At 44.7% G+C, this 20,337-nt stretch carries 11 protein-coding genes; all 11 read right to left on the bottom strand.

Annotated features, from left to right (window positions below; all coding sequences use genetic code 11):
• Window positions 1-84: 84 nt before the first annotated feature.
• The 11 genes from AC3Y23_RS12530 to AC3Y23_RS12480 all read right to left on the bottom strand — a co-directional run bounded on the left by AC3Y23_RS12530 (window position 85) and on the right by AC3Y23_RS12480 (window position 20,257).
• Window positions 85-4,113 carry an Ig-like domain-containing protein gene (locus AC3Y23_RS12530; protein WP_379199256.1) on the bottom strand — a complete coding sequence of 1,343 codons (4,029 nt, stop codon included), beginning with the start codon at window positions 4,111-4,113 and terminating at the stop codon, window positions 85-87.
• 250 nt (window positions 4,114-4,363) lie between these two features.
• Window positions 4,364-5,566, bottom strand: coding sequence for a methionine adenosyltransferase (gene metK, locus AC3Y23_RS12525; protein ID WP_379199254.1), 1,203 nt, complete (start codon window positions 5,564-5,566; stop codon window positions 4,364-4,366).
• A gap of 213 nt (window positions 5,567-5,779) precedes the next feature.
• Window positions 5,780-6,040: an alpha/beta-type small acid-soluble spore protein gene (locus tag AC3Y23_RS12520; protein WP_379199252.1), complete on the bottom strand. Its 261-nt coding sequence runs from the start codon at window positions 6,038-6,040 to the stop codon at window positions 5,780-5,782.
• Window positions 6,041-6,242: 202 nt separating this feature from the next.
• Window positions 6,243-6,794 carry a hypothetical protein gene (locus tag AC3Y23_RS12515; RefSeq protein WP_379199250.1) on the bottom strand — a complete coding sequence of 184 codons (552 nt, stop codon included), beginning with the start codon at window positions 6,792-6,794 and terminating at the stop codon, window positions 6,243-6,245.
• Between the two features lie 85 nt (window positions 6,795-6,879).
• On the bottom strand, window positions 6,880-9,708 hold the full coding sequence (locus tag AC3Y23_RS12510; RefSeq protein ID WP_379199248.1) for an Ig-like domain-containing domain: 2,829 nt from the start codon (window positions 9,706-9,708) through the stop codon (window positions 6,880-6,882).
• 542 nt (window positions 9,709-10,250) lie between these two features.
• On the bottom strand, window positions 10,251-10,592 hold the full coding sequence (locus AC3Y23_RS12505) for a hypothetical protein (protein ID WP_379199246.1): 342 nt from the start codon (window positions 10,590-10,592) through the stop codon (window positions 10,251-10,253).
• A 320-nt stretch (window positions 10,593-10,912) separates the two neighbouring features.
• On the bottom strand, window positions 10,913-14,821 hold the full coding sequence (locus AC3Y23_RS12500; protein ID WP_379199244.1) for an S-layer homology domain-containing protein: 3,909 nt from the start codon (window positions 14,819-14,821) through the stop codon (window positions 10,913-10,915).
• 191 nt (window positions 14,822-15,012) lie between these two features.
• Window positions 15,013-16,140: a glycosyltransferase family 4 protein gene (locus AC3Y23_RS12495; protein ID WP_379199242.1), complete on the bottom strand. Its 1,128-nt coding sequence runs from the start codon at window positions 16,138-16,140 to the stop codon at window positions 15,013-15,015.
• 113 nt (window positions 16,141-16,253) lie between these two features.
• Window positions 16,254-17,012: a WecB/TagA/CpsF family glycosyltransferase gene (locus AC3Y23_RS12490; RefSeq protein ID WP_379199240.1), complete on the bottom strand. Its 759-nt coding sequence runs from the start codon at window positions 17,010-17,012 to the stop codon at window positions 16,254-16,256.
• Window positions 17,013-17,018: 6 nt separating this feature from the next.
• Window positions 17,019-18,218, bottom strand: a complete 1,200-nt coding sequence (gene csaB, locus AC3Y23_RS12485; RefSeq protein ID WP_379199238.1) for a polysaccharide pyruvyl transferase CsaB — start codon at window positions 18,216-18,218, stop codon at window positions 17,019-17,021.
• A complete protein-coding gene (locus tag AC3Y23_RS12480) occupies window positions 18,194-20,257 on the bottom strand; it encodes a DUF5693 family protein (RefSeq protein WP_379199236.1) in 2,064 nt (687 codons plus the stop codon). The genes csaB and AC3Y23_RS12480 overlap by 25 nt, the downstream gene beginning before the upstream one ends.
• Between the last annotated feature and the right edge of the window lie 80 nt (window positions 20,258-20,337).

The following is a 20,337-nucleotide window of genomic DNA, read 5'->3' as shown; positions in this document are numbered from 1 at the left end:
TCATGGCTGTGCCGACAAAAAAAGCCCGGCTCTATGAACCGGGCTTGATAGTTTTTTAACTTCTTATTCGTGAATATTCAGTTGTTACAAATACCCTGCTTTGCTCAGCATCCGTTGCAGCATGACCGCACCTTCTGCACGGGTGGCATTACCCTGTGGCAGGAAGGTTCCTCCTGGCAGGCCGAGAATAATACCAGATTGAACCGCTTTGGCCACAAACTCGGCACTTTGATTCTGTATCTTAGCCTTATCCTTGAAAATGCTCAGTGCTGTTGCTGCGCTTCCGTTGAGTGTAGCGGTATTCCCTGTATAATCCAATGCCCGAATCATCATAATCGCCATCTGCTCACGGGTTATATTTTGACTCGGACGGAAGGTTCCATCTGTATTTCCTGTTATAATACCAGCCTTGGCCGCGGCTCCGATATAATCCCCGGTTTGCGTATTTGGCTGAACATCACGGAACCGCTGTGCACTTTCACGATCTCCTTGCAGACCCAAACCTCTGCTCAGCATAACAGCGAACTCTGCTCGTGTGATCTTCTGCTCCGGAATGAAGTTATAACCGTAGCTACTATCAATAATATTTTTGGCTGCCAGTTCTGCGACAACGTTTTTACTCCAGTGCTTCGTCATATCTGAGAAAGAGCGCAGCGACAAAAATGTCCCCAGCACAAGATTACCAGAGGTCCGAGCTGTAAGAAGAGTATAATTACCTGCTTTACTCATTTTTGTAGGCAGATAAACTGCATCATTATACGTAAGGTCCATACGAGCAGCCGAAGTTTGGGCATTATTCAAAGTGGCAGTCGTACGTGCGGTATACTCCCCACCTGCAGTCACTGCTACAGAATTCGAGAAATTCGTACCTGCCGCAGCATTCACACGTATATCCATTAATCTCGTGACAGGTTGCATTCCTTGGCCTTGAATCTTTTGCTCCAGCGTTCCAAATGTACCAACCGGCACGCCTTCCATACGGAACATGAGTGAGATATTGCTGACATCGGAACCCAGGCTGGTTACCAGACGGTTCATATCAATATCACCAAGTGCAATAGTGTACAAATGCTCGCCGAAACGAATGGCCAGCTTCGCATTTTTATTCCGGCCAACCACATCCTGCAATGGTTTTAAAGGAATCGTTACATACGCTGAGTTATCCGTAGAAGGTACCTCAATAGCAAGTACAGGCGCTCCCGTCTTCAAGAGATAATCATAACTTGCTGATACTCTCTCCGAGGTTAGGCCGTATCTTTTAGCAGGTTGATTATACAATGAAAGGTCATTAGCTATAGACGCTGAATCACTCTTCAAAAGCGCATATTCCACTCCAAATTCACTAGCCGCAAGCGTCCCAAGGTAAGAGGGGCGGTTGCCATTACCCGATGTCGAACCAGTCAGATTCTGAACAGCCAATCCATTAAAGGAAGCTAGGGCATTACCGCTAAGATCCCTGATCTGGCTTGAACCGATATATGACAAATCCACTTTTTGACCACTCTTCACCATAGACGAAAGCACGAGCTTTAAGCTGTTACCTGACAACGTATTACTTTGCACGTCCACTGTGCTACCGTCGACTCTTACTCCGAACTGATTATTATACAAGGTAGATGAAGCCTGCATATTCTTACTGAACGTCACAGTAAGCTCATCCCCATTGACCGTAGCGCTTGTAATGTCACTCACTGCCGTAGTTGACGTCACCGTCACCGGCTGCAGGTTAATATAGGCTGCAAAATTACCGTTCAGATCGCTTATTCCCGCTGTACCCGGTACATAAGAAATCGTCACGTCCTTGTTCACCGGCAAAGCACTCTGCAGTGTCAAGATGACCTGTGAACCGCTAACAGCTACATTGGTTACATAGTTGGGTGAATTACCGACAAGCACAGAAAACTGACTGTTCATTGGCAGGTTTGTTGTAGATAGCCCTTCATTGTAGCTCAGCGTAATTTTGTTACCAGCACCCGTGGCGCCTTGGAATACTGGAGGAATGGTATCGTTAGAATTCCTAATAAAAAACTCACTGAAGTCCGCAATATTTTGTCCAAATTGATTCTGTAAAGGATACGAGGACGCATAATACGATACCCGAACTACCGCTCCGTTCCCAGCGTCACCATTCACGGTCAGATATACAGAATTCCCGTTGGAGCTGATGGAGCTGACACCAAGTGAATATCCATCTGCTGTTACTAAGAACTGACTGTATGCGTAGGAATGTACAGGTTTGAGGGTATCATTAAAATTAAGCACCACTGATCGATTGGAGATCCTTCCATCCTTGGGTGTTGGCATTGAAGATTCAATCGTATTCGTTACCTCTCTGGAAGAAAAGGTGCTTGCGGCATTCCCACTGGTGTCCTGAATAGTGCGCAATCCGCCGGAATAAGTGATTTTAACAACCTGACCGACAGCTACACCTGTGCTTAGTACTACAAATACACTATCACCTTGAATATAGACACTATCAATAGGCCGTTTTTCATCATTTACGGTCACCGCAAAACTAGAGGTCAGTAGCGCAGCCGAAGAATTCAATGATTTATTGTATTTCAGTCGAATCGTCCGATTATTTTCAAGCTGCGCACTTGATAGCTGTGGCGCTGTTTTATCAACGACTGATGTACGGAAGCTCCAAGAGTTCTTTCCGCTTAAACCATCGTACACAATTTTGGAATCTGTCGCATCGGTAAAAGCACCTTTAGCGATATCTATGTAGTAGGTTGTATCTCCATCCAATGCTGCAGACGGTGTAATGATGTACTCTCTGCCCGTAGCTCCTTTAGAAACGGAAGCTGGGACTTTGACTCCATTGCTTTTAAATAAAGTAACACCATTAGCTAGGGAACTATTGAAATTGACATCCCGGCTAAACGTAATTGCAAATGTTTTGTTGATCGGCACACCTTCGCTACGGTCGGTCGGATTCAATGAAGATACACTGGGTCCTGCCTGGGAGACTGTTGTAAAGCTCCAAGTGTATGGACCTGAAGCCGGGAACACATTACCGTCCTGATCATAAAAAGAACCTTGAGGTATTGAGACAGTGTAGGCAGTACCGTTCAACAGTGGAGATGCTGTAGATGCCGGATACAATGTTATCACATTGCTGCCTCCGCCGGTGACCCCGGTAGAATTAACATCAAGCCATCTGGTTCTACCATCTAGGACCCCGCCGGCAGCCACTGTAATCACTCCGGATACTGGCTTCATCGGACGGTCAAAGGTGAGTGCAAGCGCTCCTGTGGTCGATACTTCTCCCGCGCCGTTTGCCGGATAAGGAGTTACCGGGAAGTCTGCTACTGCTTTGGTTGAAAATGACCAAACACTGCCGCTGGAGATCCCTGCGAACGTTCTGGAATCTTCATCCTTGAACGCGTAGGCATCTATCAATACATAATAATTCGCCCCAACCTTCAGCTTATTGGCCAGGCTTAAAGTGACTGAAGTTGCCTCCGCACTGCTCTGTATATCCACTCCGGGTTCACCGTCAGCCATTCTAAAGCTTTGCACTGTTGAATTGTCGGCTGAGGAGATCAGCTTAACAGTGCCACCGCCCGGCAGCAGCTTCTTATTAAGCTTCAGACTAATCTGCGACAAGGTGCCAGCATCTACTCTTGCATTGTTGGCAGGAGAGAATTCACTAACAGCAATCGTATTATTGGCCTCGGGAGCAGTTGTGAAATCCCACACGGTAAGTGCTGATTCATTGCCATCAGCATCTTTAAACACGCCTTTCGGTATTGTAACTGTATAGGTCTTATTCGGGGCCAGTAGTTGTCCAGCTCCCCATTTCAACTCATAATCCTTGGAAGTGCCTATCAACCCGTAGCTGCCTATAGGAATCGTTACAAAAGGGGTAGTGGCACCTTTGGGGGTGATGCTAATTTCCCCAGCTTGGGGATTCACCACTCTGTCAAAGCTCAATCTAAGTGTAGTGGCTACATTTACAAAAGCTGCTCCCGGTCCGGGGGAGACATTAATACCAAATTCAGAAGCAGCATACACTGCCGAACTCCCGATTCCGAATGATGTACTAACCGATCCTAATAATAATTCTCCTGCTAAAAAGAATGCCGTCCACATGGAGATTTTCCTCTTCATCTTTCGATAACTCCTCTCAAGCCGTACTTCACATTTTTATCAAAGTCCATATACTCTTATATTTCGGTTGAAGGGCTTCCAAAGTTTAGTAGAGCTATGGCAGGGATATTTCAACATCATTAACTCGTGCTCGGACAAAAAAACACCCCCAAATTACCACTTCAAACGAAGTAGTGATTTGGAGGTGTTATATGATCAAAATATTATACCTGGAAATATATAAATTACTCGGCCGACAGCCATTTCTGGCTTAGATGCCCGACAAGGATCTCAGCAATTCAGCCTTGTCTACGCGCTCCCATGGGAGATCGACATCAGTGCGACCAAAATGTCCATAAGCTGCCGTTTGTCTATAGATCGGCTTACGCAGATCCAGCATGGAGATAATACCGGCAGGACGAAGATCAAAGTTATCGCTGATCAGCTTCGACAGCTTTTCCTCACTGATTTTACCTGTACCGTATGTATCCACATTAATGGAGACAGGATTTGCTACACCAATGGCATAAGCCAACTGGATTTCACATTTGTCGGCAAGGCCCGCAGCTACAAGGTTCTTAGCTACATAACGTGCTGCATACGCTGCAGAACGGTCTACTTTTGTTGGATCTTTACCGGAGAATGCACCTCCGCCATGACGTGCATAACCGCCATAGGTATCCACGATGATTTTACGTCCAGTCAGACCGGCATCACCTTGTGGTCCACCAATTACAAATCGACCTGTAGGGTTAATAAAGTATTTGGTCTCCCCATCAAGCAGTTCAGCAGGAACTACAGGTAGAATTACATGCTCCTTGATATCCGCTTGAATCTGTTCCAGCGAGATTTCTTCCGCGTGTTGTGTAGATACAACAATCGCGTCAACGCGTACAGGCTTCTCATCCTGGTACTCAATAGTAACCTGAGTTTTGCCATCTGGGCGCAAATAATCCAAAGTACCGTTCTTACGTACTTCAGACAAACGACGAGCGATCCGGTGAGACAAAGCGATTGGAAGTGGCATCAGTTCTGGCGTCTCATTGGTTGCAAAGCCGAACATTAGACCCTGGTCACCTGCACCAATATTAGCAGTTTCTTCGGCAACCTGTGCTGGATCACGGTTCTCGAGAGCGGCATTAACCCCCTGGGCGATATCTGCGGACTGCTCGTTCAAAGAAGTCAGCACAGCACTAGTATTAAAGTCAAAACCATACTTGGCATTTGTGTAACCAATTTCTTTAATCGTGTTGCGCACAATCGCCGGAATATCTACATATTCCGATTTGGTGCTGATTTCACCAATAACTAATACTAGTCCCGTTGCTACTGCTACTTCGCAGGCTACGCGCGCATTTGGATCATTCGCCAAAAAAGCGTCAAGTACTGCATCAGAAATCTGATCGCAGATTTTATCCGGGTGCCCTTCTGTTACTGATTCAGAAGTGAATAAGTGGCGTCCCTTGATAGACATGAATATCAACCTCCCATACCAATTATATGAATCTTTTAACAGCTCAATAGTCCAGAAGAATATATTAGAAAGCAGCTAAAATGTGTGTGTCTTCAAAAAAATGAACCTTTTCCACAGGGAAAAGGTCGATTGCTTTCCTCAGAAGTCATATTATCTTATTTAAAAGAAGCTGTCAATTCCGCCCGGTTTCGTTGGTACCATGGGAAATCATGATTAAAGCAATGATTGTTGCGCTTGCTGGATAAGTCTCTTCGTAATTTCTCCGCCAACAGAACCGTTATCTCTGGAAGTCAGATGTCCTAGGTATTGACTTCGTGAAGATGAACCCGTAAAGCCGAGCTCAGATGCAAACTCCGTATCCGCTCCACCACCATAAGATGATCCGTACAGTCCAAATTCAGCTGCAATTTCATATTGCATTTGTTTTAACATCGTCCGACTTTCAGGTACGACTTTACGATTATTACCTGCCATGTGTTGCACCTCCTGCATATTGTAAGAATACAGGTCTATTGTGCGCATATGGAGATACCTTCAATCGGCTTAATGTTTGTTAATGTAGGAAATGAGTGCCGCTTGAAACAAACATTATCTATATATAATTTTTAAGTATAGTCGTTTCTATACATGGGCATGATTAATATAAAAGAAATAACAGATGCACGTTAATCCTTTGTTATTTCAAAGTATATCCACCACGAACCATAACCACGAGCCCCAGTGTTTGTCCTTCTTGAACAACAATGCCTCGTCCATCGCGGGGGAACGATAGTAAGTGGTTAGTGGGCGCGGATACTCCGTTACCCAAATCTTTACCATCTGTTAAATCAGCAACACCATTGGCATCCTGTGAAAAGATAACCGCTTTGCCGGCACGTACGATAAATTCTGTACCAGCTGAAGCAATTAAGGTTTGGCCTGGTTTTACATCGACAATGACGGACTCGTTACTTGTTGTGTTAGCTGGGGCTGGTGTAGCTGTAGGTGCTTGAGTTGCAACGGCTGTAGCTGTTGGAGCCACTGTCGCAGTAGGCGCTACAACTGTACCACCTTGCAAAGCTTTTTGAATTTGTTGGTCTACATAACTCTTTGTCACTACAGGATCATCTGCTGTTCCAGGCTGTGAGCCCACACCAGCTCCTTCGGCAGTAATATTCATCACCGATCCAGCCCATATTCCACCGATTAATAACAACGCTGCAAGTGAAGCTTTCCATACCGGTTTCATCAATGTCCTCCTTAATATGATCTGAAATGGCTATAAAAAAAGCATAGCCTCCGAAGAGGCTATGCTTTGCTTCAGTAATCGGAGATTACTTAGCGGATACAACAGTACCAGTTACAACTGCGTTGCCAGCAATATCTTTAATTGCATTATCGAATTTCACTGGAGTTGTGGTAGATTTTCTTACTTCCACAGTAACTGTATTGATGTTGTTAGCATTAAGGTCTTGGAGACCATTAGTGCCATCAATGTTTTTGAATGAGAAGTAGAATTTACCAGCATCAGAACCTGCACCAGCACGTACTGTAGTTGCAACTGTAGGAGTTCCAGCTACCAAGACATGTGGAGCAACTTCAACATCGTTAATTTTGAAGATAAGATCTTCATTACGGATTTCTTTAACATCTTCGGAGAATGCAACTACCAGAACTGTCTTATCTCCACTAGAAACTGCTGCAGAAGCAAGAGTTGGTTTCACGCGGTCAGTCAGAACTGTTTTGTTCTCAGCAACAAGAATTCCGTTTCCAGCTTTATCGGCGATACCGAATGCTGTAAATTTGTATTCTTGAGTTTTAGCGAAAGTGCTTGCTGGGATTGTTACTCTTACAACAGCTTCTTTAGGCGCTTTTGGATCATTATCTTTGCCTACTTTTTCAATTGTTACAAGAGTTCCAACAGGCAGTGCTTTATCATCTAGAGTATAGCTGTTAACATCTCTAAGCGATTGAACATTCAATGCTTCATTATCTGTAACTGTAATATCATAGTATACATCACCAGTTACTACAACACCGCCTTCTACTGCGAAGTTGTTATGAGCAACGATGCTCTTAACTTCAGGTCTTTCAGTATCGTTAGTAACAGTAGATCCTACTTTCAACGCAACTGTTGTAGCAACAAAAGCATTGTTCGCGAAGGAATCATCAGTTACCAAGCCTTGTGGCAAGCGTACTGTGTAATCAGCACCACCAAGGGCAGCTGCGTAAGTCAATGTTTTCTTGTCAGAAGACAAGGAACCATCTTTCACATAAAGTGTAGCAGATACTTGACCTGTTGCTTCATTAACGATTGTGATTGCTTTATTGTTAGTGGCGGCAGTATCAAGAACTACTTCTTTGCTGAACTTGATAACCAAGCCTTTAGCGGAGTAAGTAGCACTTACTACGCCTGGAGCAGTTGTGTCCTTAGTGAATGTGATAGCTTGAGTAGCAGCAGCACTCAAAGTGTTACCAAGAGTATCACGTACGGATTGACCGAACACGATGGAACCAGTGAAAGTTCCGCTTTGTGGCAGGCTGCCCAGTGGCGATCTCAATTTGATAGTGTCGCTATCAGATGTAGTCACGACTGTGAACACACCTCTGCTATCACCGTTAGCATCAAGCAAACGAACATTACCCACCAGGGAATCTTTGTTCACTTTCTTATCAAACTTAACTTCAACATAACGGTCACCAATTGGTGTTACACTCTTAATTACAGGCGCAGCAACATCGGAAACAACTGTTACAGAAGTTTTAATTGGGTTAGGATTAGCAACGTTACCTGCGAAGTCAGTTACGTTGTTCAGGGATACATCGTAAGTAGTACCGCTAGTCAGGTTAGCAGTAGTCAATACGAATGTGTCATAAGTATCTCTTTGTACTGTTGCAGCTTGACCATTCACATAAGCAATGATACCAGCTGGTTTAACAGGCTCGCTGAATTTCACATATACTTTGTTTGTAGTTGTTTTAGCAACTGCATTGATAGTAGCTACTGTAGGTGCAGTTGTATCAGCAACAGTCAACAATTTAGTGAAAGCAGCAACTTTTTCGCCGGAAGTTGTCTTAACAGCGTCGCTAACAACAACTGTGTATTGACCTTTCAGGTACTCAAGGTTAGGAACAGTGATTTTAGCTTCTGTGTTATCAGCGTTGAAAGATACTTCAGCGCCAGTAGTAGTCACAGCAGGAGCACCGCTCAATGCAGTTACTTGAACTACATCTTTGATCACTTTACCGTCTTCAGCAATAGTGTCAGTATCAACAGCACGGTTGAATTTAACAACCAATTGCTTAGCGTTTGGAGCTTCTACGTCAATAACTTTAGGAGCTTGCAAAGTTACTTTAGTAGTGTACTCTTTATCTTGATGTTTGAAAGTGATTGAAGTTTCAGCACCTGCAACAAGTGCAGTTGTCAGTTCAACAGTTGTAGTTGTTTTGTCAGAGAACGTTACAACCACTTTAGTTGGGCTGATCGCTTCCGCAGAAGCAACAGTCAATACTGGAGTGCTGCTCAGTTGGTCAACTGCGTAAGCTGCTTCTACTACCAAAGAACGAGTAGCGTTAGCTTTGAAGGCAATGTTTTTAGCAATCAAACCTTTGTCGATGATTGCTTGAACATAACCTTTAGCCCATGCAGATGCATTGTTGTCAGTTGTAGCTGGAGCTTCCAGTTTCAACGCACGGAACAATACAGTCGCTACTTCTTCAACAGTTACTTTACCGTTGTAGTCGAAGATACCTTTAACAGTATCTTTACCTTCCATCAGGTTAGCTGCAGTAACAGCTTCGATGTAAGGAACTGCCCAGTTAGTTGCAGTGTAACCTTTGTCTTTGTAAGACAATTTGTTAGTCACTTCAGGCAGGTCAAACAATTTAGTAACGATCTTAGCGAACTCAGCGCGAGTCAGATCATTTTCAAGGTGAGCTTTACCATCTGGGAATCCGTTAAGGATACCTTTTGCTGCCAAAGCATCGAATTTTTGTTGCGGAGTTGTTGCTGCTGCGTCACCAAACGCTACAGAGGCAAACATCGAGAATGCCATTGCTGTAGATAATGCTACGGATAAAATTTTCTTCATAACCTTTTTTTCTCCTCCTTGGACGTTCATGAACTGAGAATTTTCTTTAGTAGGGTAGCTCATGTCACTCATTAGCCGATGCACCCCCTTTCCCGAGTTGAGCAATTAAGTATAAATAATGTCTGTGACGGGTATCACAGAAACTGGTAAACAAATTAAAGGCATGATAATACTAGATTCCTAATTCTACCTAAGTATTATACAATGTGCCTCAAGTCACGTAAAGCTAATTTTTCCATTTGGATAAATTGCTTTATAAATTGAACACTGTCTTTGGTGCTCTGTGTAAGTGACTCTACACCTTAAACGCAGCAGGTTTGGAAAAGTTGCGGTTTCTAAAAAATAATTTCGAAATTTCTTTCCGGCTCCGCCCCAATAGAAGCTACAAATGTATGTATTACTAACTATTGCTAATGATGGGTGGGTACGGAAAATAGTATAGCATAGCGAGTTCCAAGGCGTCATTAAGCAATATTTGTTAAGACAAACTGTCTGAATCTCCTCCATTTATTGCAGAAAAAAATCTGATGGGTAACAAATAGGGTGCCTAACAAAGTCACTGTGGACTGGCTAGACACCCTATAGCGCATAAGCGCCCTGTTCTATGCATAAGCTTATCGAATCTTCATAGAGAGCTGAATGAGCTCTTGGCGTTTCTCTGGGCTAGAATTTACATTATCATACATGGCATCAATGGCTACACGGTTCTCACGGTAACTCTTCTCATGTTTAATTGTAGAGTGAGACCATTCAATCAGTGCGTTCTCAGCAATTACAAGGTCGTTGTATGCATCATGGAAGCCAGTAGCCTGTACTAACTCTTCCATAATCTCCTGGGTAATCTCCTGAAGTGAGCGCTTAGCTGCAATTTCCTTCTCCAATACCTTTGCTCTATTCTCAAACATATTCTTGGCTTTCATGTAATCCAGTTGAGCTTTTGATAAAATCGGTTTCATCGATGGCTTTCACCTTTCAGAAAATAATATTTTCTACGTTATTGTAACGTAAATGGGAGCAGATTACAAAGAATTGTAATTGGTAATAAAAAATGACGTGAACAATTTTCGCAAGAATTATATGTAGCTACCTCTGATTTGTTTCAGATTTAATGAATTGAAAATCCCGTAAGCTCATTATACCTAATTTCTATTTGAATAGAAAGTTAGGCCACGATAGGAGTAAACAATAAAACGGAGGGTGAGTACTCAACCCTCCGCATTGAAATTATGCATTTAGCCCTGCTAAGAACACGTATAAGTTCAAAGCCTATTTTTATCTAACTTAGGTTTTTAGGGAAGATATTGCTGCTCTTCTTCAATAATTCAACCAGGATTTTACCTGCTTCTGCTCTTGTCATGTTGGATTTAGGATTGAAGTTGAACGTAGCCTTCTTCTGTCCAGGTGTATTCACTGCTGCCCCGTTCATAATTTTAGCCGCCGATACCGCCTGAATGGCCGGCAAGGCGTATGAATCGATTTTCCCGGAGTCGATAAATGATTTCGCTACAGCATCTTTTAACTTTTGATCATTAGCAGGCAATTTTAGTTTCAGCGCTCTGGCGATCATTACAGCTGCCTGTTCTCTTGTAATCGGCTGATCCGGTCCAAACACACCGTCTGTAAGTCCAGTAACAATTCCTGCCCTTGCAGCAGTCTCAATGTGTGCGTAGTCCCAGGTAATAGAGCTGGCACCAGGAACTAGGTCGGCATAGGTCTTCTTATCATCATAATTGAGCGGAAGGTTCATGCCTTTAACCAGAAGGGTTGCGAACTCTCCTCTTGTTGTCTGATCATCCGTACCAAATTGCTCGAAGCGAAGGTTATTCATAAAACCTTTGGCATACAAGGCATTTAGAATATTACGGGCCCATTGGTGATTAGTTACATCATTATAGCCACGATTCATCTTCATAACCATGTAGTAGCCAAACTCGTCAAACGGAACACTAATGGTATGTTTCTTGGCGTCAACGGTTCCGCCAATGTTCTCCCATTCCCGTTTGTCGTTATATTTAAATACCGTAACAATATTCCCTGCTTCTTCTACCACATTAGGGTCATAAGCCAAAGTCAATGTTCCCCGTTTAGAAGGGGTAATTCGGCGCTCAAGCGGAATCTGCGGGTCACCGAACAATCCGTCCACAGAATATGGAGCTAAGCCGTTTGTTGCAGGAATGTGCCCTGCAGTCGAGGTCGTCCCAAGCTCACCTAATCCTCCACTGATCCAGTAAACATCAGAAATACGTCCAAAGTTATTGGTTTTGAAAGTAGAACTGAAGCGAAGGGTGAACTCGTCCGGTATTTTCCATATTGGAATTCCGCTGTCCTCAAAGTTTTGCGGGAACCCGATTACGTTGCCATAATCATTTCTCCGTTCGACGATGCCTGTGTTCGGCTCGGCAATCCCGAACCGAAGCTTGGTATCAGGATAAAACTTGGTTAAGTTTCGCGTATCTGTACTCTGCATGACTGTGCCCTTAGGGAAAGATAGCTCCAGTCCTTTGTTAAACACACTATATTTGTCTGCTACTTTAGGAGCCATATACTGCGCGTCTACACCTACTGTACCTGTGTAGTAGATGTCAATGGTATCTGTACTCGTTGCACTACCACGGACAATCTGAATTTTGATCTTGTTCGATTTGTCTTGCTTGAGGCCTACATAATCCAGTACAAATCTGTTAGTCCCGAGATCAGGACGTTTCACAGCAGATTCCTTATCAATAATGATGTCCGTTGCACCTTCAGCCTCGATATCAAAATGAACGAAGTTCTTGTTCACGATATATTGAGTGCCGACAGAAGGCTGTGGCGAAAGAATACGATATGCGCTCACGCCCCTTACGATCTCCAGACGTTGGCTTGTTTTAGCGCCTGTACTATTAATGAGCTCCAGTGTGTATACATAGGTTCCTGGTGCGTCATTGGTGAGATCCTGAATACGCATAATAAAGTCTCTCTGGCTGCCAGCAAAATTATAGGTATATGTCTTGTCAGCAAACTGAACGGTTTCTTTATCCGAATCGCTTCGGGTTGCAGGGAGGTCTACAGAAAGGATATTCTTAGTCCCCATATTTAGATTCATCTTCACTGCGCCGCTTCCTCTTAGCACCAGGTCATACGTTTTCAGGCTAGTATCATATTTATTGTCTTTGAAAATAAAATCAGGCGTCAAATTAAACAGCTTGGAAATCGCCTGGTCTGTTGATAAGAAATCTCTGACCGGGAAATCAGGTCTTCCCACACCTACCGCAGGTTGAAATTTACTAATAGTAGAAACATTCTCATCTACAATGTAGATTCGTAGTTCCTTACGTACTTCCCGGGTTTGCCCCTGAGTGTCAACACCCGTCCCGGTAAAGGTAATTTTATTTTCTCCATATACTAATGGACCTTTTGCAGCATCAACTGTCAGTGTAATACTAAATTTCCCAGTTTCTTTATTGATCCAATCTTTAGTAGCGGCGTCTTTAGTAGACCCAACTTTTATTCCGTTAACAAATGCCTCAGCAACAAAGTAATCACTTTTCAGATTATCGAAGTCAATATACTGTCCTTCTACTTTAAAGGTTTTACTCGCTTCTGAATTAATGTTATAGGTCTGACCATCCGCAAGATTAGCTACATAGATGTAGTTCTTGGATGCAAAGGAAATCGTGGCATCCTTATAGGCGCTGGAACCTTTTAAATTAAAACGAACCGTCTGATTACCATTTTGAAAATCACTTATTTTATAGATATACTCTGTGTCAGACTTCGCAATAAGTTTCACTGGATTCAGTGCTTTGGTGGACAGTGGTAAATAGCTTGCTTCCAGTGTTTCGTCGCTAGGTTTGCTATTCGTTTTTACCAAAATATAAAACTCACCTGAGCTGACCTTTGAACCGTTTAAAGGTACACCTGGAGGTACCACTCCAGTTCCATTATATCCGGGCAAAAGCCTCAGATCTGTAATAACGGTTTTGCCCTTCATATACTGAAAATCAACAGAACGATTTACGGTTTTAGTTCCGTAAGCAATTGAAAGGCTATGAACTTGATCCTGCAATCGATTAGGTGGCGTCGCTGTATCCTTCTTCAGGGTTAGCGGAACACTGAAAGTGACAAGACGGTAAGAAGGTGAATCCTTCTTCGGAGCCGGGACCAAGATCTCAGAGCCTTGTGTCAAAGTCAGCTTCCCACTGCTGTCAATTTCTATTCCACCACCAAAATTTGGTGAAAGCGTGGTGTCGTTAAGTTTAACTACCCCATTAGTTTGAAAAGCGTTACCCGCATCCTGTACCATCATCTGAACAAACAATTTGGCTGTGTCGTTATCTTCAACGAAGACGGGCTGGTCCTTGCTCAGTAAATCCTGAACATGGTCGTTTGAATCCCCCAGATACAAGGCAACTATCGGACTCTTATCATCAAAATAAAAAATGCTGTACTGAAATGTTAAAGTATCCGAACCATTTTGTACCACTAATTTTAAATTATTCACTCCAGGATTAAGCTCCATGCGTTGGGAGAAGAAAGTCCCATCTTGAAGAAGTGAAGTACCGAGAGGACTTCCACCATTGATGGACACGGTTATCTTGGAAGCGTTCTGCGCCTTTCCTTCCAGAGTGATCTCCTTGGTGGCCACTACCAACTGAGCGCCCTCATTCAAGTCGAGCTTGTCCGATCCTCCGAGAACCTGAAGCTTCTCTACATAAGGAACCTTATCAAATAATACATAAAATGATTCCGAACGGTCATTGTTTCCTTGTGAGCCGGTAAATGTAATCCGGTTGATCCCCGGATACAACGTTACATTAGCCTTAAAGCGATTGTCAGGACTTTCGTTGTCGATCTGAACGACACCTGGCATCACATGAGTCGCATCGTCAACCCATTTATTATTTTGCTGATCCCAATTCAAAAGTTGAACGTTAGCGCCCAGCGTCGAGCCGGTCACCTTGGTGAAAGTACCTGTAACTAACAAATTGGAATCTGTTACTTGTAATACATTCGTTCTAGAAATTTGTTTTGCACCAGATAACATCGTCAAATCAACTGTATTCCGCAACACCGTATCATCTGGCGTAAAGTAGCTTGTAGGCTTAAGGACAGGATCTGCTGCAAAAGCAGTATTCGCAAGTCCCACTGGGAACAAGGATACTAGCAAAGCTGACAGAAGCATCCATACCAATGTCTTTCTCATGCGCTGCATGTCATTAATCTCTCCCTTTTGATGATATTACTTATTTTATCGGTCCTACTGAGGTTAAATTGAAGGAAAATGGCTCAATAAGTAGATAAAATGATTCTCCATTGCGTTTATGTAAAAAGCCCATCCTGAAATGGACGGGCTTTAACGGTACTGTATATTTAGACGAGCTATCACAGTATTGATTACATTTTCGATCCTCGTTCTTGTGTTACCTTTAACCGCAAACGGGCTAGCATAGTAAGCAGCGGACGTTTGGTCTTACCCACCAACCCGATGATTTCAGCGCCGATCTGCAGGAAGAACAACATAATACAGATGACGACGAAGGTAACCCAATTCGCCTCATACAGAGCTGCGGAAGACTGGATAACTGCCAGAATTCCGAAGAACGTGGCAATACCGTAGATGATCATCACCGTCTGGCGATGGCTGAACCCAAGTTCACGCAAGCAGTGATGCAGATGGCCTTTGTCTGGAGCGAAGATCGGCTTCTTCTGCAGCTTCCGCCGCACAATGGCGAAGAAGGTATCCGATAGTGGCACTCCGATGATCAATAGCGGGGTAATGAACGAGACGACAGCAATCTGCTTAAATCCAAGCAGGGCCAGAAGCGCCAGGCTGAAGCCCAGGAACAAGGAACCCGTATCTCCCATAAAAATCTTAGCCGGATGGAAATTAAAGAACAGGAAACCAACAATACTACCTAGGAGCAGCAGGCACAGCAGTGCAACCATAATATTACCCATAATAAAAGCCATTGCAGCAATGGTAGCTATCGCAATTCCGGATACACCAGCTGCGAGCCCGTCCAATCCATCAATCAGATTCACGGCATTGGTTACCCCTACAATCCAGAAAATGGTCAGCGGAATAGCAATCCAGCTTTCCAATGAGGAATACGTATTATTAAAAGGAATGTTTACAAAGTCAACAGTAATTCCGAAGCCGAATACAACGATACAGGCTGCGGCAATCTGGCCCAGTAGCTTCACCTTTGCCGATAGTTCAAAACGGTCATCCAATCCTCCAAGAAGAACGATCAGTCCGCCGCCACTCAGCAATGCTTTGATGAAGTTGGCCTCCCGCGTAGTAAATTCATACGGTATGAACGGTGATACGGCAAGCAAGCCTACCACAAACGCCAGAAAAATACCTAACCCGCCAAGGCGAGGCATAATCTTCGTATGCACTTTACGGGCATTCGGTACATCCGTTGCACCAATTTTGATGGCCAACTTCTTCACGAGCGGTGTCAGTAACAACGCTAGGCCCATACACACGATAAATCCGGCGATGTATATGATTAACATTTGATCAGTCAACCCCCATTTCTCTACCGCATTGAATTATACGCTGTTCCAAAAAAGAATTCCAATTCCGTTTCTAGGCTAATTATCCTACTTTATCGGCGAAAATCATCATTTTACTCCACTTTTGTTACTTTATCTTTCTCACGCACCACTTTTATTGCGAATTTCGGCAGGGCAAGCATTCTTTTGTAACGGGTAGGCTCTTTGAGCAGACGGTATAGCCACTCGATACGCATCTTCTGGAAAGCCACCGGCGCTCGGCGGCTTTTACCGGAAATGACGTCAAAGCTTCCCCCAACTCCCATCATGATCGGAACGGCTAGCCTTGATTTGTACTTGGCAATCCAAGGTTCCTGACTGTCTGCGCCACGGGCGACAAACAACATGTCCGGAGCGGCTTCGACAATGTCAGCAATAACGCCGTCGTCTTCGGCGAGGCCAAAGAATCCATCACGGTAACCCACGATGACAATTCCCGGAAATTTCGATTTCAACCGGGTTGCAGTCTCCTGAATTACTTCAGGAGTTGATCCCAGAAGATATACTTTCCAGTTATATTTTTCCCCAGCATGTAGCAATTCATGTAACAAGTCAAAACCCGCGACACGCTCAGCTACAGGCTGATGACAATAATTAGCTGCCCATACCACGCCTGTACCATCAGGCACAACCAATTCAGCTGATTGCATGATCTTCATATAGGCCGGATCATCCAATGCTGCCATAACCATAATTGGATTGGCGGTAATAACCTGATGCGGCTTGCGGGTATGCACAACCTCAGTCAAATAGGAGACCGTTGCGGTCATGTCTACTTTGGATACCCGAATACCGAAAATAGGGACTGTAGGTATCACACTATCTGCTTTCACTCTATATCACCCTTTGCGGTGTAAATATTCTGCAATATGCCGAGCCGGCGACTCAGCATCACTGACCAAAGAAGCAATAAGCGACTCCCGTTCCGTCCTCCAGACGCTTCCATTCTTTAAAAGCTCAAGAACCTGGGCAGCCAACTTTTCGCTATCCAGCGTAGCCGTTGCGCCCACAGGCTGGCAATTGATTCTATTCAGAAAATGATCGATCTTGGGATCATAGGAGATACCAATCAGCGGCACACGTCTGCCTGCTGCGTAGATTAGGCTGTGCAGCCGCATTCCGAGCAACACATCACACTCTTCAACCTCACGCAACATTTGCAATGGATGGAGCGCATCCTCACAAATACTGATTTTACTTTCCTTCGATACCGCTTCTTTAAGCTGATCCATGACATAACGGGAGGCTTCATTGTCAGATGGATGGTGGAACGGCAGGAATTTGAAATGCAGCGGTGTTTTTTCAGCGACCTTCAGCAAGCCATCCGCAATCGCCTTCAGCTCCGCACGATTCGCTTCCCAGTAACGCACCGATATTCCGACTACCGGTAAAGAAACATCGTTTCCTACATCGGCATCTTCAGTGTAGACAGAGTTCGTCTTAGCATTAGCAAAGTTAAGCTTTGCTGTCGTTACGGCATCAGCCTTCCCGTCTTGTCCATTAGGTAAAGACAGTCCCATAACCGGGTCTGGCACAACCTCAACAGTTTTCCCTCCAAGCCCCATACTGTGCAGAAGCTGGCGGGACTGCTCGTCCCGCACAGAAATATAAGCACATTTGCGAAAAACCGATTTGATCAAAGGATGGAACAACTTGCGATTAACCGGGCCAATGCCTTGGGCATAAATAAAGGTCGGCTTCCCCATCCACTGAGCAAGCTTGATAATGCCCAGGTAATAAGGAATTGTCTTACTGCCAGTCACATCCTGGAGCAAACTTCCGCCACCACTGATGAGGCCAGAGCTTTCCGCTATTGCCTTCCGTACCTCTTTCAGCTTCATCCGATGTACGGATTTCACTCCATAATTGGCCGTCGTCCACTCAGGATCAATCGACAAAACGACAGGTTCAATAGATACTCCAGCGGCTGCCGACTGCTTCTGCAATGCATTCAGAATGGATTGCAGAACAGCTTCATCCCCGCTATTTTGGAAACCGTAATAACCCGAAATGACTATCGTTTGAGGAGTGGCGACCATCTTTTCCAACACCTTTCCCCGATCTGCCAAACAACAACAGCGATAATCCCAATGATCAAGCCGAGTCCAAGACCAAGCAGACCACGAATCAGCGAGATCAGAGCCGGTGAATGGATGTGTGCAAAGGTATCAACCATTGAGAGCTGTGCAATAACAGCCACAATCATCACGAAGGCTGCATTCCGATATTTAAAGGCCAGGAATGCCCCTAGAATAAACAACGGGTGCCCGAGCATAAACTCCTTATTCCGTGGACGGACACCTACAGTGTTCTCCAGGAATGTACGGAATACCTTCTCGATCGGCGTTACACTGCCGCTGTTACCGGTACGGCTCAAGTAATACATACCGATAATTCCAATTACTCCGGCTGCGATTACCCATAATAGCGTGATCGGTGTCCGCAGCAGCTTACCTGTTTTGTTAAAGGCAAACTCTCCCCGATATAGGAGCACGTACAACGCCACGAGTCCGATTGGTGCAACATGCAGCAAGCTAACCCCGCGGAACTGATTCAAGACGAGGCTGTAGGTAATGTTGTTAAGCAAAGCTATCATGAACGGCACCGCACTCAGAGAAATCAGCGCTGTCTTCACATATAAGACCAGACTGTGTGTCAGACGCCGCTGAGGACTCATTACAACAAAGGTGCTGCTATTCTTGCTTAATTTACTTCCAGCTTCGCTGCTGCGAACTGGAGGTCCCATTTGATTGATTTTACGGATGGCAAGCACGGTAGCTACAGTTGGCGCACTAATAGCCGCCGCTAGCGCCAAGGCCTGCTCAAATAGTTCAGGACGCAAAAGTCTCAGCCCCGCCCCTGCAATTAGCCCCAGTACCCAGACAGGGAGTGTAAGCCATGGAACAAAGTAAGAGACCATCAAAGCTACCAATGCCAAGGCGCCAACCACTGCCACCAGCTTGAAGTAACGCTGATAAGGCGAGTGCTGAACATCAAACGCTGTAGCTTGTCCCAACGTAAAACCATTATCCTTGATCTTGTCGACTGCGCCCCCAGGCTCGCTAAGGCTCTTAATCAGATTATCCAACGTATCCGAGATCTGAGCCTTGGACGTATCTCTTGTGGCGATCGTGTTCAAATACAGCATGCGAATATTGCGGTCCTTGGTAGCCAATGCGAACCGATCCGCAATAACATCGGGCTTTAGGGAGGAATCCGCCTCACTCAGGGAATACAGCCGTGTTACATTGTAATCGAGCATATAAGCAAGCTTATTGAAACCCTTCTGCTGTTTCTTTATATTCTCAATGGCTGCAATTCCAATCCCACGTTCCTTGAGAAGATTAGCGAAGGCTGTGAGACTATGCAATTCCTCGTCATCCTTAAATCCTTTGACAGATTCCCCTTCAAAAAGAATCCGTTTTACGCCAAGGTCTGCATAATGGTCCAGCATCTTTTTCACGGATGCTTCATTGTACGGTAAGGAATCTACAAACCGGGGTACGATGTTGAATCCCTTGGCATGCAGCATATCCAGCGTAATCGGGTCCGGCTGAATAGGCTTCATCGTAGCATTCTCAATCGGAGTCTCGATAATGAGCCCTTCTTGACCGCGGAAGCTCCAATCTCTTGTAGCAATACCCAGTTCCGCGAACTTGTCACGTAGCAGAGGTGCTAGCGCATCATGATTCTTTGCACTTGTAAAAAGAACATACGTATAGTTTTGATTTTCAGGGATAATCGTATCCGTCAGGTTGGCGATATCTGCCGCCCCCCACATCATCAAACGACGGGCCCGGCGAAAATCATCCAACGTACTTTCATAGATAGCCATGCTTTGCACGCCAGCTTCCTTCAGGCGATCCAGCTGTTCCGAAATATAATCCTGCGGGTTTGATCGGTAGCTGGAGACTTGCACCAGATCCCGATAATCAAATACCAATTCTACCGTCTTCGATGATTTCTCCGTCACCAGCCGATCGTAAACAACAGGCAGGGCAGCTACAAGGCCGACCACAACTATTATCCACAGCCACTTTCTCGAAGATATATTCCATCGCTGCCATTTTTGCTGCACCAAAGTACCTCCTCTTTCACTTAAAAGACCTTTCTTCACAAATCAAAAGCCCGGCGTACCGGGCAAAGCATCCTGGAGGC

The sequence above is a fragment of the Paenibacillus sp. MAHUQ-45 genome (assembly GCF_058133325.1).
This window is presented reverse-complemented; position numbering and strand designations above follow the sequence as displayed.